25 protein-coding genes and 1 pseudogene are annotated in these 23,066 nt (G+C 52.1%); 7 read left to right on the forward strand and 19 right to left on the reverse strand.

Annotation, left to right across the window (positions count from 1 at the left end):
• Positions 1-55: 55 nt before the first annotated feature.
• The 3 genes and pseudogenes from OGY37_RS12945 (at position 56) to cspE (ending at position 1,650) form a co-directional block, all read left to right on the forward strand.
• Positions 56-753 (forward strand): IS1 family transposase gene (locus tag OGY37_RS12945; protein WP_286619986.1). Its coding sequence is split into 2 segments (ribosomal slippage): positions 56-305 and positions 305-753, totalling 699 coding nucleotides; the frame shifts between segments, so codons are not numbered across the junction.
• 15 nt (positions 754-768) lie between these two features.
• Positions 769-1,251 (forward strand): annotated as a pseudogene (gene pagP, locus OGY37_RS12950) (lipid IV(A) palmitoyltransferase PagP); the annotation flags it as partial.
• Positions 1,252-1,440: 189 nt separating this feature from the next.
• The gene (gene cspE, locus OGY37_RS12955; RefSeq protein WP_000034825.1) at positions 1,441-1,650 is read left to right on the forward strand and encodes a transcription antiterminator/RNA stability regulator CspE; all 210 of its coding nucleotides are present in this window, start codon (positions 1,441-1,443) and stop codon (positions 1,648-1,650) included.
• Positions 1,651-1,702: 52 nt separating this feature from the next.
• Here the strand turns inward: cspE and crcB are convergent, their stop codons facing one another.
• Positions 1,703-2,086 carry a fluoride efflux transporter CrcB gene (gene crcB / locus OGY37_RS12960; RefSeq protein ID WP_126318851.1) on the reverse strand — a complete coding sequence of 128 codons (384 nt, stop codon included), beginning with the start codon at positions 2,084-2,086 and terminating at the stop codon, positions 1,703-1,705.
• Positions 2,087-2,176: 90 nt separating this feature from the next.
• Here crcB and OGY37_RS12965 point away from each other — a divergent pair, with 90 nt between their 5' ends.
• On the forward strand, positions 2,177-2,965 hold the full coding sequence (locus OGY37_RS12965; RefSeq protein WP_126318849.1) for a deaminated glutathione amidase: 789 nt from the start codon (positions 2,177-2,179) through the stop codon (positions 2,963-2,965).
• Between the two features lie 128 nt (positions 2,966-3,093).
• Positions 3,094-3,297: a twin-arginine translocase subunit TatE gene (gene tatE / locus OGY37_RS12970; RefSeq protein ID WP_003022699.1), complete on the forward strand. Its 204-nt coding sequence runs from the start codon at positions 3,094-3,096 to the stop codon at positions 3,295-3,297.
• Positions 3,298-3,395: 98 nt separating this feature from the next.
• On the opposite strand, the gene lipA is transcribed toward tatE, so the two are convergent.
• From lipA to OGY37_RS13020, 10 genes are all read right to left on the reverse strand, one after another.
• A complete protein-coding gene (gene lipA, locus OGY37_RS12975) occupies positions 3,396-4,361 on the reverse strand; it encodes a lipoyl synthase (protein ID WP_003022702.1) in 966 nt (321 codons plus the stop codon).
• Positions 4,362-4,567: 206 nt separating this feature from the next.
• Positions 4,568-5,209 carry a lipoyl(octanoyl) transferase LipB gene (lipB, locus tag OGY37_RS12980; protein ID WP_003831286.1) on the reverse strand — a complete coding sequence of 214 codons (642 nt, stop codon included), beginning with the start codon at positions 5,207-5,209 and terminating at the stop codon, positions 4,568-4,570.
• 114 nt (positions 5,210-5,323) lie between these two features.
• On the reverse strand, positions 5,324-5,587 hold the full coding sequence (gene ybeD, locus OGY37_RS12985; protein ID WP_286620971.1) for a DUF493 family protein YbeD: 264 nt from the start codon (positions 5,585-5,587) through the stop codon (positions 5,324-5,326).
• A 106-nt stretch (positions 5,588-5,693) separates the two neighbouring features.
• Positions 5,694-6,905 carry a D-alanyl-D-alanine carboxypeptidase DacA gene (dacA, locus tag OGY37_RS12990; protein WP_003022711.1) on the reverse strand — a complete coding sequence of 404 codons (1,212 nt, stop codon included), beginning with the start codon at positions 6,903-6,905 and terminating at the stop codon, positions 5,694-5,696.
• Between the two features lie 142 nt (positions 6,906-7,047).
• On the reverse strand, positions 7,048-8,157 hold the full coding sequence (gene rlpA / locus OGY37_RS12995) for an endolytic peptidoglycan transglycosylase RlpA (RefSeq protein WP_148362269.1): 1,110 nt from the start codon (positions 8,155-8,157) through the stop codon (positions 7,048-7,050).
• 10 nt (positions 8,158-8,167) lie between these two features.
• Entirely contained in the window at positions 8,168-9,280 is a 1,113-nt protein-coding gene (gene mrdB, locus OGY37_RS13000; RefSeq protein ID WP_003022718.1) for a peptidoglycan glycosyltransferase MrdB, read from the reverse strand.
• A 2-nt stretch (positions 9,281-9,282) separates the two neighbouring features.
• Positions 9,283-11,184: a peptidoglycan DD-transpeptidase MrdA gene (gene mrdA, locus OGY37_RS13005; RefSeq protein ID WP_003831292.1), complete on the reverse strand. Its 1,902-nt coding sequence runs from the start codon at positions 11,182-11,184 to the stop codon at positions 9,283-9,285.
• A 30-nt stretch (positions 11,185-11,214) separates the two neighbouring features.
• The gene (rlmH, locus tag OGY37_RS13010; protein ID WP_003022725.1) at positions 11,215-11,682 is read right to left on the reverse strand and encodes a 23S rRNA (pseudouridine(1915)-N(3))-methyltransferase RlmH; all 468 of its coding nucleotides are present in this window, start codon (positions 11,680-11,682) and stop codon (positions 11,215-11,217) included.
• Between the two features lie 3 nt (positions 11,683-11,685).
• The gene (gene rsfS, locus OGY37_RS13015; RefSeq protein WP_003022728.1) at positions 11,686-12,003 is read right to left on the reverse strand and encodes a ribosome silencing factor; all 318 of its coding nucleotides are present in this window, start codon (positions 12,001-12,003) and stop codon (positions 11,686-11,688) included.
• 254 nt (positions 12,004-12,257) lie between these two features.
• Positions 12,258-12,869, reverse strand: a complete 612-nt coding sequence (locus tag OGY37_RS13020) for an adenosylcobalamin/alpha-ribazole phosphatase (RefSeq protein ID WP_284969384.1) — start codon at positions 12,867-12,869, stop codon at positions 12,258-12,260.
• Between the two features lie 96 nt (positions 12,870-12,965).
• On the opposite strand from OGY37_RS13020, the gene cobD reads away from it, so the two are divergent.
• Positions 12,966-14,060, forward strand: coding sequence for a threonine-phosphate decarboxylase CobD (gene cobD / locus OGY37_RS13025; RefSeq protein WP_286620972.1), 1,095 nt, complete (start codon positions 12,966-12,968; stop codon positions 14,058-14,060).
• Here the strand turns inward: cobD and nadD are convergent.
• The 4 genes from nadD to leuS are packed head-to-tail and all read right to left on the reverse strand — an operon-like array spanning position 14,035 to position 18,905.
• Complete coding sequence (nadD, locus tag OGY37_RS13030) at positions 14,035-14,676, reverse strand: nicotinate-nucleotide adenylyltransferase (protein WP_122973951.1); 642 nt, start codon at positions 14,674-14,676, stop codon at positions 14,035-14,037. The genes cobD and nadD overlap by 26 nt on opposite strands.
• A gap of 1 nt (position 14,677) precedes the next feature.
• Positions 14,678-15,709 carry a DNA polymerase III subunit delta gene (gene holA / locus OGY37_RS13035; RefSeq protein ID WP_126318843.1) on the reverse strand — a complete coding sequence of 344 codons (1,032 nt, stop codon included), beginning with the start codon at positions 15,707-15,709 and terminating at the stop codon, positions 14,678-14,680.
• Positions 15,709-16,308 carry an LPS assembly lipoprotein LptE gene (gene lptE / locus OGY37_RS13040; RefSeq protein ID WP_286620973.1) on the reverse strand — a complete coding sequence of 200 codons (600 nt, stop codon included), beginning with the start codon at positions 16,306-16,308 and terminating at the stop codon, positions 15,709-15,711. The genes holA and lptE overlap by 1 nt, the downstream gene beginning before the upstream one ends.
• 14 nt (positions 16,309-16,322) lie before the next feature.
• Positions 16,323-18,905, reverse strand: a complete 2,583-nt coding sequence (gene leuS / locus OGY37_RS13045) for a leucine--tRNA ligase (RefSeq protein ID WP_003831305.1) — start codon at positions 18,903-18,905, stop codon at positions 16,323-16,325.
• Between the two features lie 235 nt (positions 18,906-19,140).
• On the opposite strand from leuS, the gene OGY37_RS13050 reads away from it, so the two are divergent.
• On the forward strand, positions 19,141-19,623 hold the full coding sequence (locus OGY37_RS13050; protein ID WP_003022748.1) for a zinc ribbon-containing protein: 483 nt from the start codon (positions 19,141-19,143) through the stop codon (positions 19,621-19,623).
• A gap of 96 nt (positions 19,624-19,719) precedes the next feature.
• Here OGY37_RS13050 and rihA read toward each other — a convergent pair whose 3' ends face one another.
• From rihA to gltJ, 4 genes are all read right to left on the reverse strand, one after another.
• Complete coding sequence (gene rihA / locus OGY37_RS13055) at positions 19,720-20,655, reverse strand: pyrimidine-specific ribonucleoside hydrolase RihA (protein WP_148362266.1); 936 nt, start codon at positions 20,653-20,655, stop codon at positions 19,720-19,722.
• Positions 20,656-20,771: 116 nt separating this feature from the next.
• On the reverse strand, positions 20,772-21,497 hold the full coding sequence (gltL, locus tag OGY37_RS13060; protein ID WP_003022754.1) for a glutamate/aspartate ABC transporter ATP-binding protein GltL: 726 nt from the start codon (positions 21,495-21,497) through the stop codon (positions 20,772-20,774).
• A complete protein-coding gene (gene gltK / locus OGY37_RS13065) occupies positions 21,497-22,171 on the reverse strand; it encodes a glutamate/aspartate ABC transporter permease GltK (RefSeq protein ID WP_003831315.1) in 675 nt (224 codons plus the stop codon). Before gltK ends, gltL begins: the two co-directional genes overlap by 1 nt.
• Positions 22,171-22,911 (reverse strand): glutamate/aspartate ABC transporter permease GltJ, encoded by a 741-nt coding sequence (gltJ, locus tag OGY37_RS13070; protein WP_275396606.1) that lies wholly within the window; start codon positions 22,909-22,911, stop codon positions 22,171-22,173. The genes gltK and gltJ overlap by 1 nt, the downstream gene beginning before the upstream one ends.
• Positions 22,912-23,066 lie beyond the last annotated feature (155 nt).

Consider the following 23,066-nt stretch of genomic DNA (forward strand, 5'->3'; position numbering starts at 1 on the left):
GGCAATGCTGCCAACTTGCTGATTTAGTGTATAATGGTGTTTTTGAGGTGCTCCCGTGGCTTCAGTCTCCGTCTGCTGTCCCTCCTGTTCCGCTACTGAAGGCGTGATGCGTAATGGCAAAAGTACTGCCGGGCATCAACGTTATCTCTGCTCTCACTGCCGTAAAACATGGCAGCTCACCTTCACTTATGCCGCTTCTCAGCCCGGTACACACCAGAAAATCATTGATATGGCTATGAACGGCGTCGGTTGCCGTGCCACCGCACGACTAATGGGCGTGGGCCTCAACACCATTTTGCGCCATTTAAAAAACTCAGGCCGCAGTCAGTAACCTCCCGGATACAGCCGGGCAGTGATGTCATTGTCTGTGCGGAGATGGACGAGCAATGGGGCTACGTCGGTGCAAAATTACGTCAGCGCTGGCTGTTTTACGCGTATGACAGGATACGCAGGGCGGTGGTAGCCCACGTTTTCGGTGAACGCACTATGGCCACACTGGAGCGTCTTCTGAGCCTGCTGTCAGTTTTTGACGTGGTGATATGGATGACGGACGGCTGGCCGATGTATGAGTCACGTCTGAAGGGAAAACTGCACGTCATCAGTAAGCGTTACACGCAGCGAATTGAGCGACACAACCTGAATCTGAGACAGCATCTGGCAAGGCTGGGCAGGAAGTCCCTGTCGTTCTCCAAATCGGTGGAGCTGCATGACAAAGTCATCGGGCACTATCTGAACATAAAACACTATCAGTAAATTGGAGTCATTACCGATAAAGGTTGGTTCGCTACTTTTAAAGACAATGTCAGTGAAACCTGGCAGCAGCCAGAACATTATGATCTGTACGTGCCGGCTATTACCTGGCATGCGCGTTTTGCTTATGATAAAGAAAAAACGGATCGCTACAATGAACGCCCATGGGGGGCGGGCTTTGGTCAATCTCGTTGGGATGATAAAGGTAACTGGCACGGGCTTTATATAATGGCCTTTAAGGATTCCTACAATAAATGGGAACCCATTGGTGGTTATGGCTGGGAAAAAACCTGGCGACCGCTGGCAGATGAAAATTTCCATACAGGTCTCGGTTTTACCGCTGGTTTTACCGCGCGCGATAACTGGAACTACATTCCGGTACCCGTGCTGTTACCGCTGGCATCGATAGGGTATGGTCCGGCAACGTTCCAGATGACCTACATTCCGGGAACGTACAACAACGGTAACGTCTACTTTGCATGGATGCGTTTCCAGTTTTGATGGACTACCTGTATTGTCAGGTGGATTATTAAAAAGTCTTTTAAAAACAGTGTGATATTAACTTTAACTGAAAAATAACGCGACATTTATCACTTTTTGATAAAGTTCGACTGGACAAAGTCCACCACAATTGTTGTACTGATACCCGACACAGCATTTGTGTCTATTTTTCATGTAAAGGTAATTTTGATGTCTAAGATTAAAGGTAACGTTAAGTGGTTTAATGAGTCCAAAGGATTCGGTTTCATTACTCCGGAAGATGGCAGCAAAGACGTGTTCGTACACTTCTCTGCAATCCAGACCAATGGTTTTAAAACTCTGGCTGAAGGTCAGCGTGTAGAGTTCGAAATCACTAACGGTGCCAAAGGCCCTTCTGCTGCAAACGTAATCGCTCTGTAAGCATACGACAGCAAGCATTCAAAACCCGCTTAATTGCGGGTTTTTTTTCGCTTCAGTGCGCGGGAGAGGCTGAAACCAGCCAGAATGCCAGGGCGGTCATCGCAAATGATCCCAACAGATTAACCAGTACATTCACCATAGCCCAACCAAAGCGTCCTTCCTGTAGCAAAAACACCACCTCAGCTGAGAAAGTGGAGAACGTTGTTAGTCCCCCGCAAAAGCCAGTGGTAATCAGTACCTTCCACATTGGATCAATGTTAGTCATGCGATTAAACCATGCCAGACCCATACCAATGATAAATGCGCCAAGTAAGTTTGCAGCCAGCGTACCGAATGGGATGGTCTGATGGAGCGGGTTAAACCTCATGCTCAACATCCATCTTGCTACACTACCTGTACCACCACCGATAAAAACCGCTAAAAGGAGTTGTAACACTGCATAATCCTGCTATTTGATTGTATATAGGATGAGTGTAACGCTGAATAATCGTGGTTGGCGAGCCTAACAACGTTTTCTGGAGGAAATATGTTCGTTGCAGCAGGGCAATTTGCCGTGGGACCTTCATGGGAAAAAAATGCAGAAACCTGCGTCTTATTGATGTCACAGGCTGCAGGAGAGGGGGCGTCGCTGCTGGTATTACCGGAGGCGCTTCTGGCCCGTGACGATCTGGACCCAGACCTGTCAGTGAAATCAGCTCAACTGCTGGAGGGCGGATTTTTGACGCGCTTGCTGCGAGAAAGCGCGCAAAACGAGATGACGACAATCCTGACAATTCATGTTCCTTCTGTGCCTGGACGGGCGTTTAACATGCTGGTGGCGCTACGGGCAGGGCAGGTGGTTGCCCATTACGCTAAATTACATCTCTACGATGCCTTTTCGATTCAGGAGTCACGAAATGTGGATGCAGGGGACGCCATAGCGCCGCTGTTGGACGTAGACGGGTTAAAAGTAGGGTTAATGACCTGTTATGATCTGCGATTCCCTGAGCTGGCGCTGGCGCACGCATTGCAGGGAGCGGAAATTCTCGTATTACCCGCAGCCTGGGTTCGGGGATCGCTTAAAGAGCATCACTGGTCTACGCTTTTGGCTGCTAGAGCGTTAGATGCTACGTGTTACCTGATTGCGGCGGGAGAGTGTGGTAATAAGAATATCGGCCAAAGCAGGGTCATCGACCCCTTTGGTGTGACCATTGCTGCTGCGGCAGAAACGCCCACGCTAATTATGGCCGAGGTTTCCGCCGAGCGGGTGAGGCAGGTTAGGGCACAACTCCCGGTGTTAAGTAACCGACGCTTTGCGCCACCGCAATTATTATGACGTTTTTTTAAACAAGGCTTGATTCACCTTGTTACAGATTGCTATTGTGTGCGCGCGTCGAAAGGCCGTTAATATTCTCAGGTTAATATGGCGCTTTATGCAGCCTGGTTTAAGTCAAGAAGGTATCTATGGGTGAGATTAGTATTACCAAACTGCTGGTGGTTGCCGCACTGGTTGTTCTGCTGTTTGGTACCAAGAAGTTACGTACACTGGGTGGAGACCTGGGAACGGCAATCAAGGGCTTCAAGAAAGCAATGAACGACGATAATGCCGATGCTAAGAAAGATGCTGATGGTAGCGTTCAGGCTGAGAAGCTTTCTCATAAAGAGTAATGTCAGGAGCATGATGCTCATACTGCATACTCTGCATGAAAAAAAACCGGCAATTAGCCGGTTTTTTTATTGCTGATATGTAAGTGAGTATTACACGATTACTTCACTTCCAGCCCTTTGGCCTGCATGTCAGCATGGTATGAAGAGCGAACGAATGGACCGCAGGCTGCATGGGTAAAGCCCATGGCCATAGCTTCGGCTTTCATCTCATCGAACTCATCCGGGCTCACATAGCGTTGAACCGGCAGGTGATGGCGGCTTGGCTGTAAATACTGCCCCAGCGTCAACATGGTTACACCATGACTGCGCAGGTCACGCATGACCTCAATGATTTCCGCATTGGTTTCGCCCAGACCGACCATCAGACCTGATTTGGTCGGAATCTCCGGGTGCGCTTCCTTGAAACGTTCCAGAAGCTTCAGTGACCAGTTGTAGTCAGCCCCAGGGCGTACATTGCGATAAATACGTGGTACGTTTTCGAGGTTGTGGTTAAACACATCCGGCGGCGTAGCGGTGAGGATATCCAACGCGCGATCCATACGACCACGGAAGTCAGGCACCAGCGTTTCGATTTTAATCGACGGGCTTTTCTCACGAATAGCGGTGATGCAGTCAGCAAAGTGCTGAGCGCCGCCGTCACGCAGATCGTCGCGGTCAACGGAGGTAATGACGACATAGCGCAGCGCCATGTCAGCAATTGTCTGAGCAAGTTTTAACGGCTCGTTAGCATCAGGAGCAACCGGACGTCCATGGGCAACGTCACAGAATGGGCAACGGCGGGTACAGATTGCGCCGAGGATCATAAAGGTTGCAGTTCCGTGATTGAAACATTCAGCCAGGTTAGGGCAGGAAGCTTCTTCGCAGACAGAGTGCAGGCCATTTTTGCGCATTGCCGCTTTGATGCCCTGGATGCGAGTGGAGTCCGCTGGCAGTTTTATTTTCATCCATTCCGGTTTACGCAGCAGGGCTTCACGCTCTGTTGCCACATTTTTTACCGGGATAAGAGCCATCTTATCGGCATCGCGGTATTTAACACCGCGTTCCATCACAATGGGTTTACTCATAGCTTGCGTGTTCCAGTTGCGAATTACGAAGGAAAGCGTTTCAATTCAAGGGAATGTTGCATTTATCAACTATTTTTGAATTAGTGATACGCAGTATATCATTGAAACGGGCCAGAAAGCAGCCTGACAGGCTGGCAAAATGTAAAATAGTTGTTGTTTTGTGCCATTTGCCACAACATATGCCATGGCGAAGTATGCGCGTATTTTCAGTCCGCAATGTACTCGTGCGGTGGGTTACCCAACAGCGCCAGAATGTTGGCCAGCAGCCTTGGGCGAATGCTCTCGGTCGTGGCAGTGCTATCCCACTGCGATACCTTCGCCATTTCCATTCCGGCATAACCACAAGGATTGATACGCAGGAAAGGCGACAAGTCCATATCCACATTGAGCGCTAAGCCGTGAAATGAACAACCTTTACGAATACGTAACCCCAAAGAGCAGATTTTCTTCTCTCCAACGTATACGCCAGGCGCATCGGCTCGCGGGTGGGCGTCAATACCGATTTCCGCAAGGGTATTCACAACGGTTTGCTCCAGCAGCGTAACCAGTTCGCGAACGCCAAGTTTACGACGCTTCAGGTTCAACAGCACATACATGACTTGCTGGCCCGGCCCGTGATAAGTCACCTGACCGCCACGATCGCTCTGGATCACCGGAATATCTCCCGGCATCAGTACGTGCTCTGCTTTACCTGCCTGACCCTGGGTAAAAACAGGATAATGCTCTACCAGCCAGATCTCGTCATAACTGTTTTCATCGCGGGTATCGGTGAATTCGTGCATGGCCAGAGAAACTGGCTCGTAAGGTTGAAGACCGAGCTGGCGGACAAGAATTTTATCCTGATACAAAACGGCATCTCCGTAGATACTCACATAGAGTAGAGAATGTAAAAGAGGGGAAAAAGTATATCACAGGAGGGAGGGGTTACCCGAGCGGGGATGCAGCGGGTAACCAACAGGTTTTTACAGCACCATGCGAACGATATCGATATTGCCTAATTCTTCGTACAGCGTTTCAACCTGCTCAATGTGTGTAGCAGTAATAGTGATTGAGACCGAGTGGTAGTTGCCTTTGCTGCTCGGTTTTACCGTCGGAGAGTAATCACCTGGCGCATGGCGCTGTACCACTTCAACCACCTGCTCAACCAGCTCAGGCAACGCCTGCCCCATTACTTTGTAAGTAAATGGAGTAGGGAATTCAAGCAGTTCGTTAAGTTTGGTTTTCATGTCAGCTCCGGCGTTACATCAATAAATAATAACTCCCACAGCGCGTGGGAGTTATCTGGATACCTAGTATATGGGGACGTAAATCACACTTTCAAGTGTTCGATTTTTAGCCAAACCAGTGATGGAACATTAATTTAATGTAATCAATGATTTTCCCAAAGAAGTTGCCTTCAGGGATTTCCTGCAGGACTACCAGCGGGCGCTGCTCAATAGTTTTGCCATCAAGCTGGAAGTTGATGGTGCCGACAACCTGGTTTTTCTGCAGCGGTGCGTGCAGTTCCGTGGTGTTCAGCACATAGCTTGCTTTCAGATCTTTCATGCGGCCGCGCGGAATAGTCAGGTAGACATCTTTATCTACGCCTAACGATGCACGATCGGTATTACCAAACCAGGCGGGCTCTGAAGCAAACTCTTTACCGACTTTCAGTGGGTTCACGGTTTCAAAGAAACGGAAGCCCCAGGTCAGCAGTTTTTTACTTTCGGTTTCACGACCTTTATAGGTGCGGCCACCCATGACGGCGGAGATCAGACGCATCTGACCTTCGGTTGCGGATGCAACGAGGTTATAGCCAGCCTTGTCGGTATGACCGGTTTTGATACCGTCGACATTCAGGCTGTTATCCCACAGCAGGCCGTTACGGTTTAACTGACGGATGCCGTTAAAGGTGAACTCTTTTTCTTTATAGATAGAGTATTCGTTAGGGACGTCGCGAATCAGCGCCTGACCAATCATCGCCATGTCGCGAGCCGAGCTGTACTGACCGTCAGCATCGAGACCATGAACGGTCTGGAAGTGGGTGTTTTTCAGGCCCAGCGCGTTCACATAGCTGTTCATCAGACCGACGAAAGCATCCTGGCTACCGGCTGCGAAGTCCGCCATTGCCACGCACGCGTCATTCCCGGATTGCAGGTTGATACCACGGATAAGCTGAGAAACAGGAACCTGCATGCCAGGTTTCAGGAACATCAATGATGAACCTTTAAAGACCGGGTTACCTGTAGCCCAGGCGTCATTGCCGACGGTGACCAGATCAGTTTCTTTGAATTTCCCGGCTTTCATCGCCTGGCCGATGACGTAGCTGGTCATCATTTTGGTCAGACTGGCGGGATCGCGGCGAGTGTCAGCGTTCTGTTCTGCCAGAACTTTGCCTGAATTGTAATCAATCAGGATATATGACTCCGCATCGATCTGCGGAACACCCGGGATCATGGTTTTAATATTCAGGTCATCGGCATGGGCAGCAGAGAGAGAAGCTGCGCAGAGAGCCGCGGTGAGCGCCATACGCTGCACGAAACGAGCGGAAAAAGTGGTCTTCATGGTCTGAACTACGACGTCCGTGATGAAATTAAAAAAAGTGCCCTACTATAGCAAATGCAAAACGGGCAGGCATCTGACTTTCCGCGTGACTTTGTTAATGTCATTTACAGAAACTGACAGTTCAGATACCTGATTTACGTTATTACACGCCGGTGATGAAGGACTGTAATTGCGCCTCGGCTTGAAGACGCTGCTGCAATGTGGAGGCTTCAGCTTTGCTGGCGAACGGCCCCATCTGGATACGCCAGACTGCGCCGTTTTGTACCACCCGACCTGGGACGCCAAATTGCTGGCTTAAACGTTTTTGATACTGCTGCGCACGCGACTGCTCGCTGACTGCGCCAACCTGAACCACGTAGCGTCCGTTGGCTACTGCCGCTGGCGCAGGTGCAGCGACGGCGGCTGGTGTTGCTGCTGGTGCGGTTGGTGTTACCGGTGCGGTGGTGGTTGGTTGCGGAGCCGGAGTCGGCTCGCTACCTTCCAGCACGCCTGCAGCGAGCGTGGTCGGCGCACCTAGGAATCCACTGCTGTTCACTGGCGCACCGGTTGTATCATCGCTTTTCAACGTGGAATTGCTGATCGGACGAATATCGCCTTGCGGCTGACCCGCATCCGATGGCGCAGGCATGCTGCCCATATTGCCACTGCCGCTTAAATCAGGACGCGCGGGCAGGGCATAGGTTTGTTTCGCTACCGTGGTACAAGCCATTCCCGGCCCGGACAAGGAACCATCCTGGGCGACGATAATCGGGTCGATACGCACTTTGGTATTGTTGGAGGTATTCAGACGGTCGGCTGCTGCACGTGAAAGTGAAATCACGCGATCGTTGCCATAAGGGCCGCGATCGTTAATGCGCACGACAATCATCCTGCCATTTGCCAGGTTAGTTATTCTGGCATAGCTTGGGACTGGCAGCGTCGGATGCGCAGCGGTTAACTGCATCGGGTCGAACGCTTCACCAGACGCGGTTAAGTTGCTTCCGGGTTCCGCATCATAGATAGCGGCAAGCCCTGCCTGGCTAAAGCGGGAAGGGTCCTGGACGATTTTGTAGCTCTTACCATCACGCTGATAGTCCTGATTCGCCGTTGGGTTCAGGGGTTCAAAGCGCGGATCGGCCCCGCTGATTTCAACAATCGGACCATTACACACCGCAGGCTGCGGCGCGACAGCACCCTGTTGCTGACCATCATCACTCGAACACGCCGCGAGCATTCCTGCTGCGATGCAGATACCAAGCCACTGCTTACGCATTGCGTACCCCTTACACGCTTTTCGACAACATTTTTCTATGGGTATGGATCGACATAACAATCCCGAACCCAGCCATCAGCACGATAAGTGCCGAGCCTCCGTAACTGACCAGTGGGAGAGGAACGCCAACCACGGGCAGAATACCGCTCACCATACCAATATTTACGAAGACATAAACGAATAATATCAACATTAAACCACCCGCCATAACGCGACCAAAGGTGGTTTGCGCGTGGGCAGCGATCCATAATCCGCGCATAATCAGCAAAATGTACAGCGCCAACAGAATTAAGATCCCTACCAGACCCAGTTCTTCCGCTAATACCGCGAAGATAAAATCTGTATGACGTTCGGGTAAAAACTCAAGCTGCGACTGCGTACCGTGTAGCCAGCCCTTACCACGTAGACCGCCGGAGCCAATAGCAATTTTAGACTGAATGATGTGATAACCCGCACCCAGCGGATCAGTTTCCGGATCGAGTAACATCATGACGCGCTGACGTTGATAATCATGCATCAGGAAGAACCACAGTATCGGGATAAACGCCGCAACCAGGACCACTGCAACACCGATTAAACGCCAGCTCAAACCAGAAAGGAACAGAACAAACAGACCGGAAAGGGCGACCAGAATTGAAGTTCCGAGGTCTGGCTGGGCGGCCACCAGCAGGGTGGGCATAAATATCAGCACTAACGCAATGGCGGTATTTTTTAGCGATGGCGGGCAAACATCACGGTTGATGAAGCGCGCGACCATCAGCGGCACGGCAATCTTGGCGATTTCGGAAGGCTGAAAACGCACAATCCCCAAATCCAGCCAGCGCTGCGCGCCTTTGGAGATAGCGCCGAAGGCATCTACCGCCACCAACAGAATGATGCAAAAGATGTAGAGATAGGGTGCCCAGCCCTCATAAACCCTGGGCGGGATTTGCGCCATCACCACCATGATGACCAGGCCCATCGCGATCTGACCGACCTTGCGCTCCATCATGCCAATATCCTGGCCGCTGGCGCTCCAGATGACCAGCGAGCTGTAAACCAGCAGCGCCAGCAAAATAAGCAACATCGTGGGATCGATGTGGATTTTGTCCCAGAATGTTTTTTTGTTCGGATTATCCGTCACGATTATTGGTCCTCCGCTGCTGCAACCGCGGGGTTTTCTGCAGGCAGATTGGTGTTATTGTCGCCCAACATAATGTGGTCAAGGATCTGGCGCATAATGGTACCCACAGCCGGGCCCGCGCCACCGTTTTCAAGGATTATGGCGACAGCAACCTGGGGCTTATCATAGGGTGCGAAGGCCGTCATCAACTTGTGGTCACGTAAGCGCTCGGCGATCTTATGTGCGTTATAGGTTTCATTGGCTTTCAGGCCAAAGACCTGTGCAGTACCGGATTTCGCCGCAATTTTGTAAGGTGCGCCAGCGAAATATTTGTGTGCAGTACCGTTAGGACGGTTGGCTACACCGTACATGCCGTCTTTTGCGATTTCCCAATAACCGGAATGAATGTCACCAACAGGTGGTTCGTGTGGCTGTATCCACGGCACTTGCTTGCCGTTTTCTGCTGTGCTCATCAGCAGATGCGGGACTTTTACCAAACCGTCGTTGATAAGGATCATCAGCGCTTTACTCATCTGGATAGGGGTTGCCGTCCAGTAACCCTGGCCGATGCCGACCGGAATGGTATCACCCTGGTACCATGGCTTTTTAAACCGTTTTTGCTTCCACTCGCGGGTTGGCATGTTTCCGGCGCGCTCTTCGGCAAGATCGATGCCCGTATATTGGCCGTAGCCAAACTTGCTCATCCATTCTGAAAGGCGGTCTATCCCCATATCATAGGCGATTTGATAGAAAAACGTATCCGCCGACTCTTCCAGAGAACGGGTGATGTTCAGATGGCCGTGCCCCCATTTTTTCCAGTCGCGGTAACGTTTTTCAGAGCCCGGTAATTGCCACCAACCCGGATCGAACAGACCAGTATTGCGGGTGATGACGCCCGCACTTAATGCAGAAACCGCGACGTAAGGTTTAACCGTCGAAGCAGGAGGGTAGACACCCTGAGTCGCGCGGTTAACCAATGGGGTATTCGGGTCATTGAGCAACCCGGAGTAATCTTTACTCGAGATACCATCAACAAACAGGTTCGGGTCGTAGCTCGGCATGGACACCAGTGCGAGAACGCCACCGGTACGCGGGTCGGTGACTACCACCGCGGCACGACTGCCCGCCAGCAGCGTTTCAATGTACTGCTGGAGTTTCAGGTCAAGGGTGAGATAGATATCGTGCCCGGCCTGCGGCGCCACTTCTTTCAACTGGCGAATGACGCGGCCACGGTTGTTCACTTCAACTTCTTCATAACCGGTCTGGCCGTGAAGTACGTCTTCATAATAGCGTTCAATACCCAGCTTACCGATGTCGTGCGTTGCCGCGTAGTTGGCCAGCTTGCCGTCTTTGTCCAGGCGGTCCACGTCTTTATCGTTGATCTTCGATACGTAGCCAATGACGTGGGTCAGCGCAGAGCCGTAGGGGTAATAGCGGCGTTTATAGCCTTTAACTTCGACGCCGGGAAAGCGATATTGATTAACGGCGAACCGTGCCACCTGCACTTCACTCAGGTTAGTTTTTACCGGAATGGAGGTGAAGCGGTGTGAACGGGCGCGCTCTTTTTTAAAGGCGGCAATGTCGTCGTCCGTCAGGTCTACGACGTTACGCAGCGCGTCGAGGGTATCCTGAACGTTGTCGACCTTTTCCGGCATCATTTCTATCTGATAAATGGTGCGGTTAAGGGCGAGCGGAATTCCGTTACGGTCATAAATGATGCCGCGACTGGGGGCGATAGGCACCAGTTTGATGCGGTTTTCGTTCGAGCGGGTCTGGTAATCAGTAAAGCGAACGATTTGCAGATTATAAAGGTTGGCGATCAGCACGCCGGTGAGCAGCAAAATCCCCAAAAAAGCGACCAGCGCCCGGCGCACAAACAGCGCGGACTCAGCCGAATAGTCGCGAAAAGAATTCTGTAGTTTCATCCGCTGCTTAATCTACTCAAGAATCAATGATCACTCACGGTGATAAGGATGGTTGGTGGTGATGCTCCACGCCCTGTACAGACTCTCCGCGACCAGAACCCGAACAAGAGGGTGAGGAAGGGTTAACGCAGAGAGTGACCAGCTTTGTTCCGCTGCCGCCTTACAGGCAGGAGAGAGACCTTCCGGCCCGCCAATCAACAGACTGACGTCACGACCGTCCAGTTTCCAGCGTTCCAGTTCAGTCGCCAGTTGCGGCGTATCCCAGGGTTTACCAGGGATATCAAGGGTGACGATGCGGTTTTTGCCTGCGGCAGCCAGCATCTGCTCACCCTCTTTGTCGAGAATGCGTTTAATATCCGCGTTCTTGCCGCGTTTTCCTGCCGGGATTTCGATCAGCTCAAAGGGCATATCTTTCGGAAACCGACGGAGATACTCCGTAAACCCGGTTTGCACCCAGTCAGGCATTTTCGTACCCACAGCGACAAGTTGCAGCTTCACGCATTAACTCCAGAGTTTTTCCAGTTCATACAGGCGACGGCTTTCTTCCTGCATCACGTGGACAATCACATCACCGAGGTCAACGACGATCCAGTCTGCAACGTTCTCGCCTTCTACGCCGAGCGGCAGCAGGCCAGCTGTGCGGGACTCCTGAACAACGTGGTCTGCGATAGACATTACATGACGGCTGGACGTGCCGGTGCAGATAATCATGCAATCAGTGATGCTGGATTTGCCCTGAACGTCTAAGGCGATGATGTCTTGACCTTTCAGGTCATCAATTTTGTCGATTACAAAATCCTGAAGTGCTTTACCCTGCAAGTGTTCCCCCTGGGTGAAAAGAGTTAAAAACGTCTGTTAGTATACCTGAACCAGAGGCGATATCGGGACAAATGTCTCCGAAAGCGCTTTTGAAGTGCGCTATCATCCCACCCCACGCCGCAGAATGCATCGCCATTTTTGTAAAACAATTTCTGCAAAGCTCTGAAGGGCGGGAAAAGTCAGGTTGCGGAGAATAACAGCCTGTCATGGGGTGTCAATGGGAGAGAAGCCCTTCGGCAGAAAAAACAGTGCGTTCACTCCCCGTCGTGCCATACTGCCCGGCTGTTGAGCACTTTAAGAACCGCAAAATCGTCGCAAAAATCAATTGCGCTCCAGCAACCTTGTTCGACGCGAAAATGCCACATTGCTGCAGCCGGCATGGACAGCAGACGGGCGATCAACACGCTCAGAACACCTTGATGACTCACCACCAGCAGGTTTTGGCACGTTTTGTAATCAGCGAGCTGAGCAATAAAGCGTTCCACGCGCTGGGAAAACGCCTGAAAACCTTCACCATTGGTTGGCGTCGCATTCTGCCAGTCGTTACACCACACGGCGTAGTTTTCGGCGTCTTCTCGCGCCAGATCGCGATGATGGCGCATTTCCCAGTCACCAAAAAACATCTCATTGAGCTCAGGCATGTTGCGCACAGGAACCTCGCGATCGCCTAAGATCAACTGCGTTGTATGGCGGGCACGTTCCAACTCGCTGCACAGAACGTTGTCGACAGGCACATGGCGTAACAGCGTACCCAGTGTTTGCGCCTGAGCGATACCCCGTCCCGTTAGCGGTGTGGGGGCGTGGCCGCTGTATAAACCAGCGACATTGGCTTCAGTTTCTCCATGACGTACTAACCAGAGTCTCATTTTTTCCTCTTGAGGTTATTCGCACAAAACATGATGTTTGCCCTGATTGCGCAGAGATTTTTCACTAAAATACCTTTTTTTGCGTGGAGCGGCACGATGTCTTTATTGAAGAGCGCGCATGGTGGCAATACCCGAGAAGCCGCCGAACTGTTGGGCATCTCGCCTGAGCAATTGTTGGATTTTAGCGCGAATATTAATCCGCTGGGTATGCCGGCAAGTTTAAAACGCGCGATCGTCGACAACCTGGACTGCGCGGAGCATTACCCGGATGTTGATTACGCTAAACTGCATGCGGCGCTGGCGGAGCATCATCAGATTCCTGCCTCATGGATACTTGCCGGAAACGGCGAGACTGAGTCGATTTTCACTTTGGTGCAAGATCTTAAACCACGCCATGCGATGATCGTGACGCCCGGGTTTGCTGAATATCGTCGGGCGCTGCAATGGGAAGACTGTACGATCCATGAGTTTGCGCTACGCGAAGACGATGGTTGGCAGCTTACTGATGCAATCATCGATGCGTTAACCTCAGAGCTGGACTGCCTGCTTCTCTGTACGCCCAACAATCCCACTGGCTTGCTGCCAGATAACCGCCTGCTGCGCGAAATAGCCGCGCGTTGTGAGTTGCTTGGGATCAATCTGATCCTTGATGAAGCGTTTATCGATTTTATTGCCGGGGAGCCGGGGTTTATTCCGCTGCTTCGTGATAACCCGCATATTTGGGTGCTGCGCTCTCTCACCAAGTTCTATGCGATACCGGGGCTCCGGTTGGGGTATCTGGTCAACAGTAATGAACAGGCTGTTGCACAGATGCGCCGTCGACAAATGCCGTGGTCAATTAACGCATTTGCTGCACTGGCAGGCGAGATTATTTTACACGACAGCGCATATCAGCAGGCAACGTGGAAGTGGCTGGAGCAAGAGGGTGCGAGGTTTGATCGGCAGTTGAAAGAACTGCCCGGCCTGACGGTGTATCCTGGCAGGGCAAATTATCGCTTATTGCGCTCCGAGCGGGCGGATTTTGATCTGCAACGCGCAATGCTGGAGCAACATGTCTTGATTCGCAGTTGTGCTAATTATCCGGGGCTGGATGCGCGCTATTATCGGGTAGCCGTTCGCAGCCAGGAAGAGAATAACCGCCTGTTGGCGGCTTTACACAAGGTGCTTAGCGGTACAACCCTTGCTGATTGATATAGTCAAGCACTGCAGCTGGCATCAGGTCGTCGCACGGCTCGCCTTTTTCCAGACGCTCACGGATGAGCGTGGCGGAGATGTTAAACCACGGCGTTTCAGCCAGATAAATTTTCCCGCAAGGCAAGTTGTGCAGGTCATCTGGCGAATGGGTCAGATGATCCTCCAGCCACTGCTGGTGCTTTTCCTGCGCCATTTCGAGCGGATAGCCCGGACGTCGGCAGACAATGAGGTGGGTGTTACCCAGAATCGTGTCGTAGTCATGCCAGGACGGAAAGGTAAGCAGTGAGTCCTGGCCAATAATAAACGCTAACGGTACTTCCGGTCCTTGCTCCTCGCGCCACTCTTTGAGCGTTTGTGCGGTGTAGGAGGCGGTATCGCGTTTCAGTTCGCGTTCATCAAGGGAGAACAGCGGCTTATCGGCAATGGCCAGTTCAACCATGCGTTGACGTTGTTCGCCGGACGCTTCGGGTTGCGCACGATGCGGCGGCACGTTATTGGGCATGATAATGACCCGGGAAAGGCCAATCAGATTCGCCAGAATTTCAACTGGTTTAAGATGACCATAATGCACCGGATCAAAGGTGCCACCGAACAGAGCCTGCAATGATTTCATATCAACCATCAATAAAAACATCGGCCAGCGATTTATGGCAGAGCAAAAGGGAAAGCCCCTCAAGTTCCGCCCACACTGACTGACCATAGTCTTGTTTAAGCGTAATTTCCGTACGCGTTAACAACGTTACCGCCTGACGCAACTGCGCAGGATTCAGCCGGTTTAGCGCGTCTCCCATCATACCCCGGCGATTTTGCCACACCCGGTGTTTATCAAACAACGAGCGCAAAGGCGTATGGGCTGACTGCCGTTTTAAGTTGACCAACAGCAGTAATTCGCGCTGTATCGTACGTAGCAAAATAACCGGCTCACTGCCTTCCAGACGTAACTGTTGCAGAATGTGCAGCGCGCGTTTGCTTTTGCCCATCAGCAGCGCATCCACCCAATGGAACGGGGTAAAGTGCGCGGCATCGTTAACGGCTTTCTCCACGCGAGGCAGCGTTAGTTTGCCATCAGGCCAAAGCAACGCTAGCCGTTCCAGCGCTTGCGCCAGCGCTAACAGATTACCTTCATAGCAATAGCACAACAGCTGATTGGCTGCGTCATCCAGTTGTAGATTGTTAAGCTTCGCCCTGGCAGCGACCCAACGAGGAAGCTGTGCTTGCTCCGGCGTCTGGCAGCTTACCTGCACCGCATTATTGGCAAGTCCGGTATACCATGCGGCGTTTTCCTGCGCTTTAGTCAGTTTGTTGCCGCGAACAATCAGCAGCAGGTCGTCATGTAGCAGTGTGACGAGTGAAGCGAGCTGTTCGTTAATGGCGGCATTGGGGCCATTTTCAGGCAACTGCAAAAGTAGGGTTTGACGGCTGGCAAACAGGCTCATCGCCTGGCAGAGTGAAAAAATCTCTCCCCAGTCGGTGCTATTGTCCAGGGTGAAAGCGTGGTGTTCTTCGAATCCTTGCGTTGCTGCTGCCTGACGGATAGCGTCCTGGCTTTCCTGCAATAAGAGAGGATCGTTACCTAAGAGCAAATACGCCGCGCGCAGCCCTTCATTGAGCTGTGCGCGGAGTTGTTCAGGGTACAACTTGAGCATCAGTTACCCAGCGTGGTGGAAACACGCGCCGGAGATGACGCAGGCTCTGCGGCTTTTGTCGCCGCTGGCTTAGCATCATCATCAGCATTGGATGACAGAGTATCGGCCAGATGTACGCTTGGCAGCTTACGAATTAACTGTTCAGCCGCTTTGTCATACATCTCTTTGATGATCATGTCCTGCTCGTTATCTTTCGCCAGTGCAGCCTGTGGGTTGTCAAAGAACGAACGATAAACTTTGGCAGTGATTGGATAAATATCATGACCTGGAATCAGCACAGTAGCACTCACGAACATCACCATCTGGTATTCAGCCGTTTGACCGTTCTGGAATACCGACGCCGTATCTTGCGATATGCTGACCGCGCCCAGACGTAAGGACGTCACATCTTTACGCATTGAGCCGTCCTCTAGCAGCGTAACGCCGTTCAGACGCAGCTGATTACGAACCGCGCGGCTTAATGGGCCGTTTGGATCCCCAGAGTCCAGAATCATGGTTTTCATTGAGGGTGGGACCTGCGTAGTATTACGCAGATGCCATCCACATCCGGCGGTGACAAGCACCGCCAGAGATAACAACAATGTTGTCAGAAGTCGCACGCTTCCTCCCGCGCTTAGCCAACGACCAGATTGAGGAGTTTACCCGGTACATAAATCACTTTACGTACGGTAACGCCATCAAGATATTTTGCCACCAGATGCTCCTGGCCAGCACGTTCACGAACCTGTTCTTCTGTCGCATTTACCGGAACGGTAATTTTGCCACGGACCTTACCGTTCACCTGAACCACAACCAGCGTCGAGTCTTCAACCATTGCGGCTTCGTCCGCCACCGGCCACGGTGCGTTGTCGATATCGCCTTCGCCTTTCAGTGCTTCCCACATCGTGAAACAAACGTGTGGGGTGAACGGGTTCAGCATGCGAACGACGGCCAGTAACGCTTCCTGCATCAGGGCTCTGTCTTGTTCGTCTTCCTGCGGTGCTTTCGCCAGCTTGTTCATCAGCTCCATAATCGCCGCAATTGCGGTGTTAAAGGTCTGACGACGACCGATATCATCGGTAACTTTAGCAATGGTTTTATGTACGTCGCGACGCAGCGCTTTTTGGTCTTCGCTCAACGCATCAACGTTCAGGGCAGCAACATCGCCTTTGGAAGTATGTTCGTAAACCAGCTTCCATACACGTTTCAGGAAGCGGTTCGCCCCTTCAACGCCGGATTCTTGCCATTCCAGCGTCATATCAGCCGGAGAAGCGAACATCATGAACAGACGTACCGTGTCAGCGCCGTAACGTTCAACCATGACCTGCGGGTCGATACCGTTATTTTTCGACTTGGACATTTTGCTCATGCCGGTATAGACCAGTTCATGGCCTTCTGCGTCCTGAGCTTTGACGATACGACCTTTTTCGTCGCGCTCAACGATGGCATCAACCGGAGAAACCCAGTTACGCTCGCCGTTTGCACCAACGTAATAGAACGCATCAGCCAGCACCATACCCTGGCACAGCAGCTGTTTGGCCGGTTCGTCAGAGTTGACCATGCCCGCATCGCGCATCAGCTTGTGGAAGAAGCGGAAGTAGAGCAGGTGCATGATGGCGTGTTCAATACCACCAATGTAGATATCAACTGGCAGCCAGTAGTTTGCGGCTTCTGGATCCAGCATCCCTTCGTTGTACTGCGGGCAGGTATAGCGCGCGTAGTACCAGGAGGATTCCATAAAGGTATCGAAGGTGTCGGTTTCGCGCAGCGCAGGCATGCCGTTAACGGTGGTTTTTGCCCACTCCGGATCGGCTTTTATTGGGCTGGTGATGCCGTCCATAACCACGTCTTCCGGCAGAATAACCGGCAACTGATCTTCTGGCGTCGGCAGTACGGTACCGTCTTCCAACGTCACCATCGGAATTGGCGCCCCCCAGTAACGCTGACGGGAAACACCCCAGTCACGCAGACGGTAGTTCACTTTACGTTCACCCACGCCTTTCGCTACCAGCTTGTCAGCAATGGCGTTGAAGGCAGCTTCGAAGCCGAGGCCGTCAAACTCGCCGGAGTTAAACAGCACGCCTTTTTCGGTCAGAGCTTGTTCGGACAGATCCGGCTCTGCGCCTTCAGCGGTCAGAATTACTGGCTTGATGGTCAGGCCATATTTTGTCGCAAACTCGTAATCGCGCTGATCGTGGCCCGGAACGGCCATGACTGCGCCCGTACCGTATTCCATCAGGACGAAGTTTGCCGCCCAAACGGGGATTTCTTCGCCAGTCAGCGGGTGAACGGCTTTAAAGCCCGTGTCGACGCCTTTCTTCTCCATGGTTGCCATTTCGGCTTCAGCAACCTTGGTGTTGCGGCATTCGTCAATGAAGGCGGCCAGTTCTGGATTATTTGCAGCAGCTTTCTGCGCCAGCGGGTGACCTGCGGCAACGGCCAGATAGGTCGCACCCATAAAGGTGTCCGGGCGGGTGGTGTAAACGGTTAGCGTGTTGTCGTAACCGTTCACATCGAAGGTGATTTCCACGCCTTCAGAACGGCCAATCCAGTTGCGCTGCATCGTTTTCACGGTGTCAGGCCAGTGATCCAGGTTATCCAGGTCACGCAGCAGTTCGTCAGCGTAAGCGGTGATTTTGATGAACCACTGTGGGATCTCTTTACGCTCGACTTTGGTATCGCAACGCCAGCAGCAGCCGTCGATAACCTGTTCGTTCGCCAGTACGGTCTGGTCGTTCGGGCACCAGTTGACCGCAGACGTTTTCTTATACACCAGGCCTTTTTTGTACAGCTCGGTGAAAAATTTCTGTTCCCAACGGTAGTATTCTGGGGTGCAGGTCGCCAGCTCACGGCTCCAGTCGTAACCGAAACCCAGCATTTTGAGCTGGTTTTTCATGTATGCGATGTTGTCGTACGTCCATGGTGCTGGCGCGGTATTGTTTTTAACCGCAGCGCCTTCTGCAGGCAGACCGAACGCATCCCAGCCAATTGGCTGCAGTACGTTTTTGCCCAGCATGCGCTGGTAGCGGGCGATCACGTCACCGATGGTGTAGTTACGTACGTGGCCCATGTGTAGTCGACCAGAAGGATAGGGAAGCATAGACAGGCAGTAATACTTCTCTTTGCTCTCGTCTTCGGTAACTTCAAATGTGCGCTTCTCATCCCAGTGAAGCTGTACTTTGGATTCTATCTCTTCCGGGCGGTATTGCTCTTGCATGGCAGCCAGTGGTCCTGTTTTCAATACAGCTACAAACGTAGCTCTAGATGTGGTGTTTCAGATCCGCATAGCATAGCCCAAACGCCCGCGCCAAAACAGCCTTTCGCGCATTCAGCGTTGAATTCCCGCAAGGATAATTCTTGCACGAATTTACACACTCTGTGGACAGTCTTGCAAAGCGTAGCGTAAATAACGTCTATTATTATAGACAGTTAACGACCCAGGAGGCGAAGCGATGAACAAGGTTGCTCAATATTACCGTGAACTGGTGGCTTCACTGAGCGAACGTCTGCGTAATGGCGAACGCGATATTGATGCGTTGGTGGAGCAAGCGCGTCAACGAGTTATGCAGACCGGGGAGTTAACGCGAACCGAGGTGGAAGAGCTCACCCGGGCCGTCAGACGTGACCTGGAAGAGTTTGCTCTGAGCTATGAAGAAAGTCTCGATGAGGAGACAGACAGCGTCTTTATGCGGGTTATCAAGGAGAGTATCTGGCAGGAACTGGCCGATATTACCGATAAAACGCAGCTCGAATGGCGAGAAGTGTTCCAGGATCTCAGTCATCACGGGGTTTATCACAGCGGTGAGGTGGTCGGATTAGGTAATCTGGTCTGCGAGAAGTGCCACTTCCATTTAGCGGTTTACACCCCGGATGTGCTGCCGCTGTGTCCAAAATGCGGACACGATCAGTTCCAGCGCCGACCGTTTGAGCCGTGATCGCTTTTTGCCGGATGGCGACGCAAAGCGTCTTATCCGGCCTACAAATTGCACGATTTTGTAGGCCGGATAAGCGTTAGCGCCATCCGGCGTGTATTAGGCGTAAAACTTCAGCCGTTCTGCCAGCAAATCGACAAACCCTTGACGATCCACGTCTACCATTACGGTGGCGTTTGGCTTATTGCCGCTCAGGAAGTAGTAATCCACCACGGTCATTCCTTGGGTATATTTACCCTGAGTTTCCACGCCAACCCAGCGTTCAATGGTGGTAAACAGTTCAGGTTTCAGTAGCCAGGCAATGGTGCATGGGTCATGCAGCGGTGCGCCGATGAATCCCCATTTTTCATCTTTGTGATACTCAAAGAAGAAGTCGAGTAGTTCAGCCACGATCGTCGAAATAGGATTGCCGATAGCGCGGAATCGTTCGGTATCTTCCCGATGTATTTGCGCTTTATGCGTGACGTCAAGCCCTGCCATTACCACCGGAATACCCGACTGGAATACGATTTCGGCGGCTTCGGGATCCACGAAGATGTTGAACTCGGCGGCGGGCGTCCAGTTTCCGAGGCCCATCGCACCACCCATAATCACGATACGGGCGATTTTGGCGTGCAGCTCAGGATGGCTATTCAGGAGCAATGCGACGTTAGTTTGCGGCCCGGTGGAGACAATCGTCATCGGTTCCGGGCTTTCACGCAGGGTTTTCGCCATCAGTTCCACGGCGGTACAGTCTTGTGGCGCAAAAGCGGGTTCCGGCAGCGCCGGGCCATCCAGCCCACTCTCGCCGTGAACGTTATCGGCGATAATCAGATCGCGCATTAGTGGTTTCACTGCGCCACCAGCTACTGGTATATCCGTACGGTTGAGCAACGTTAACATGCGCAACACGTTACGCAGTGTTTTGTCTGGTGTCTGGTTACCGGCTGATGAGGTTATCGCTTTCACATCCAGTTCTGGTGAGGCGAGGGCGAGCACAATTGCGATAGCGTCATCATGACCCGGATCGCAATCAAACAGGATAGGGAGTGCCATTGTTGCTCCTTGTAAGTGGGACTTTGTGACAAGGTTAACGCTGGGCTGTATGTGTTTCGAGAGGCGAAGAGATAAAGCGTGAGGTGGCGCGCACATGGAGGTGCGCGCCAGCAAGATTAGTGCAGTATTTTCGCGAGGAAGTCTTTGGCGCGGTCCGATTTCGGATTAGCGAAGAACTCTTCTTTCGGTGAGTCTTCAACAATTTTCCCTTCATCCATGAAGATCACCCGGTTCGCCACTTTACGCGCAAAGCCCATTTCGTGGGTTACCACCATCATGGTCATCCCTTCATTGGCCAGTTCAACCATAACGTCCAGTACTTCGTTGATCATTTCAGGATCAAGCGCCGACGTCGGCTCGTCAAACAGCATGGCGATAGGATCCATGCACAGCGCCCGGGCGATAGCGACACGCTGTTGCTGACCCCCTGAGAGCTGAGCTGGAAACTTTTCGGCATGTGCTGACAGACCAACGCGTTCCAGTAACTTTTGCGCTTTGTCGCGGGCCGGCTTTTTATCGCGCTTGAGCACTTTTACCTGCGCCAGAGTCAGGTTCTCAATGATCGACAGGTGAGGGAACAGTTCAAAGTGCTGGAACACCATACCAACGCGAGAGCGCAGTTTGGCCAGATCGGTTTTTTTATCATTCACCACGGTACCATCAACGGTGATGACGCCCTGTTGTACCGGCTCCAGCCCGTTCACCGTTTTGATAAGCGTTGATTTACCTGAGCCTGACGGGCCGCAGACCACCACCACTTCACCTTTTTTCACTTCCGTGGAGCAGTCGGTCAGCACCTGAAAGTGACCATACCATTTAGAAACATTTTTCAGGGTAATCATTAAACTGTCCTTTTCTTCAAATAGCTGACCAACAACGATGCGCTCAGACTGAATACAAAATAAACGGCGCCAGCAAACAGGATCATTTCAACCTGTGTGCCGTCACGCTCGCCAATGGTAGAGGCGGTACGGAAGAAGTCTGCCAGACTTAATACATAGACCAGCGAGGTATCCTGGAAGAGTACGATGCCCTGGGTTAGCAGCAGCGGTACCATCGCGCGGAATGCCTGCGGCAGAATAATGAGCTTCATCGACTGCCAGTGGGTCATCCCCAGAGCCAGCGCGGCGCTGGATTGCCCACGAGAAATACTCTGGATACCGGCACGGATAATCTCGGAATAGTACGCGGCTTCAAACATCGAAAACGCGACCATTGCTGAGATCAGGCGAATATCGGTTTTTGGCGACAGACCCAGTACGTTTTGCAGGAAGCCGGGCACAATCAGGTAGAACCACAGCAGCACCATGACCAGCGGAATAGAACGAAATACGTTGACGTAGCCTTTCGCAAACCAGGCAATCGGCGCGAAGCTGGACAGACGCATTACTGCAAGGATGGTTCCCCAGACAATACCAATGACTACCGCCGTAACGGTGATTTTCAGCGTGATGATTAACCCATCCAGCAGATACGGCAGGGAAGGGATGATAGAACTCCAGTCAAATTCGTACATTATTTGCCTCCCAAATTGCCAGGCAGGCGGATTTTACGTTCAACGAGATTCATCACCAGCATGATGACGGCGTTAATCAGGACGTAAGCCAGAGTGATAGCGGTAAACGATTCCCATGCGTGGGCGGAGTAATCCAGCAGTTTGCCCGCCTGTGCCGCCATATCGACCAGGCCGATGGTGGAGGCGATAGCGGAGTTCTTCACCAGGTTCATCATCTCTGAGGTCATTGGCGGAACAATCACGCGGTAGGCGTTTGGCAACAGAACATAGCGGTAGGTCTGCGGCAACGTTAGCCCCATCGCCAGTGCGGCGTTTTTCTGCCCACGAGGCAGAGACTGAATTGCGGCGCGAACCTGTTCGCAGACGCGCGCGGCGGTAAACAGCCCCAGACAAAGCATCGATGAGAGGAAGAACTGGATGTTGGGATCCAACTCAGCCTTGAACCACATCCCAATGTTTTCCGGCAGCAGTTCCGGAATAACCAGATACCAGGTAAAAAACTGGACGATGAGCGGAACGTTACGAAACAGCTCAACGTACAGTGTGCCGATCCCAGAAAGGAAACGATTTGGAACGGTACGTAAGATGCCGAATAAAGAGCCTATGAGGAAAGCGATAATCCAGGCGGTGATGGATAACGCGACAGTGACCTGGAAACCACTCCAGAGCCAGCCGAGATAGGTGGTGTTGCCGAACGGGGCTTGTTGTAAAAAAATACCCCAGTTCCAGTCTATAGACATAAATCTACTCCAGAAAAAAAAGGGTAGCAGCGCTACCCTCGAAGATTGTTATTCGGCGTTTTGCGGTTTTCAGGCCTGATGGGGAACGACCATCAGGCTTATAGTCTGTCCGTGCCGAGTAACAATCGAGAGGGAGGGGAAGCCTCCCATTTATT

The sequence above is a fragment of the Citrobacter sp. Cpo030 genome (assembly GCF_030333005.1).
GTDB lineage: Bacteria > Pseudomonadota > Gammaproteobacteria > Enterobacterales > Enterobacteriaceae > Citrobacter > Citrobacter portucalensis.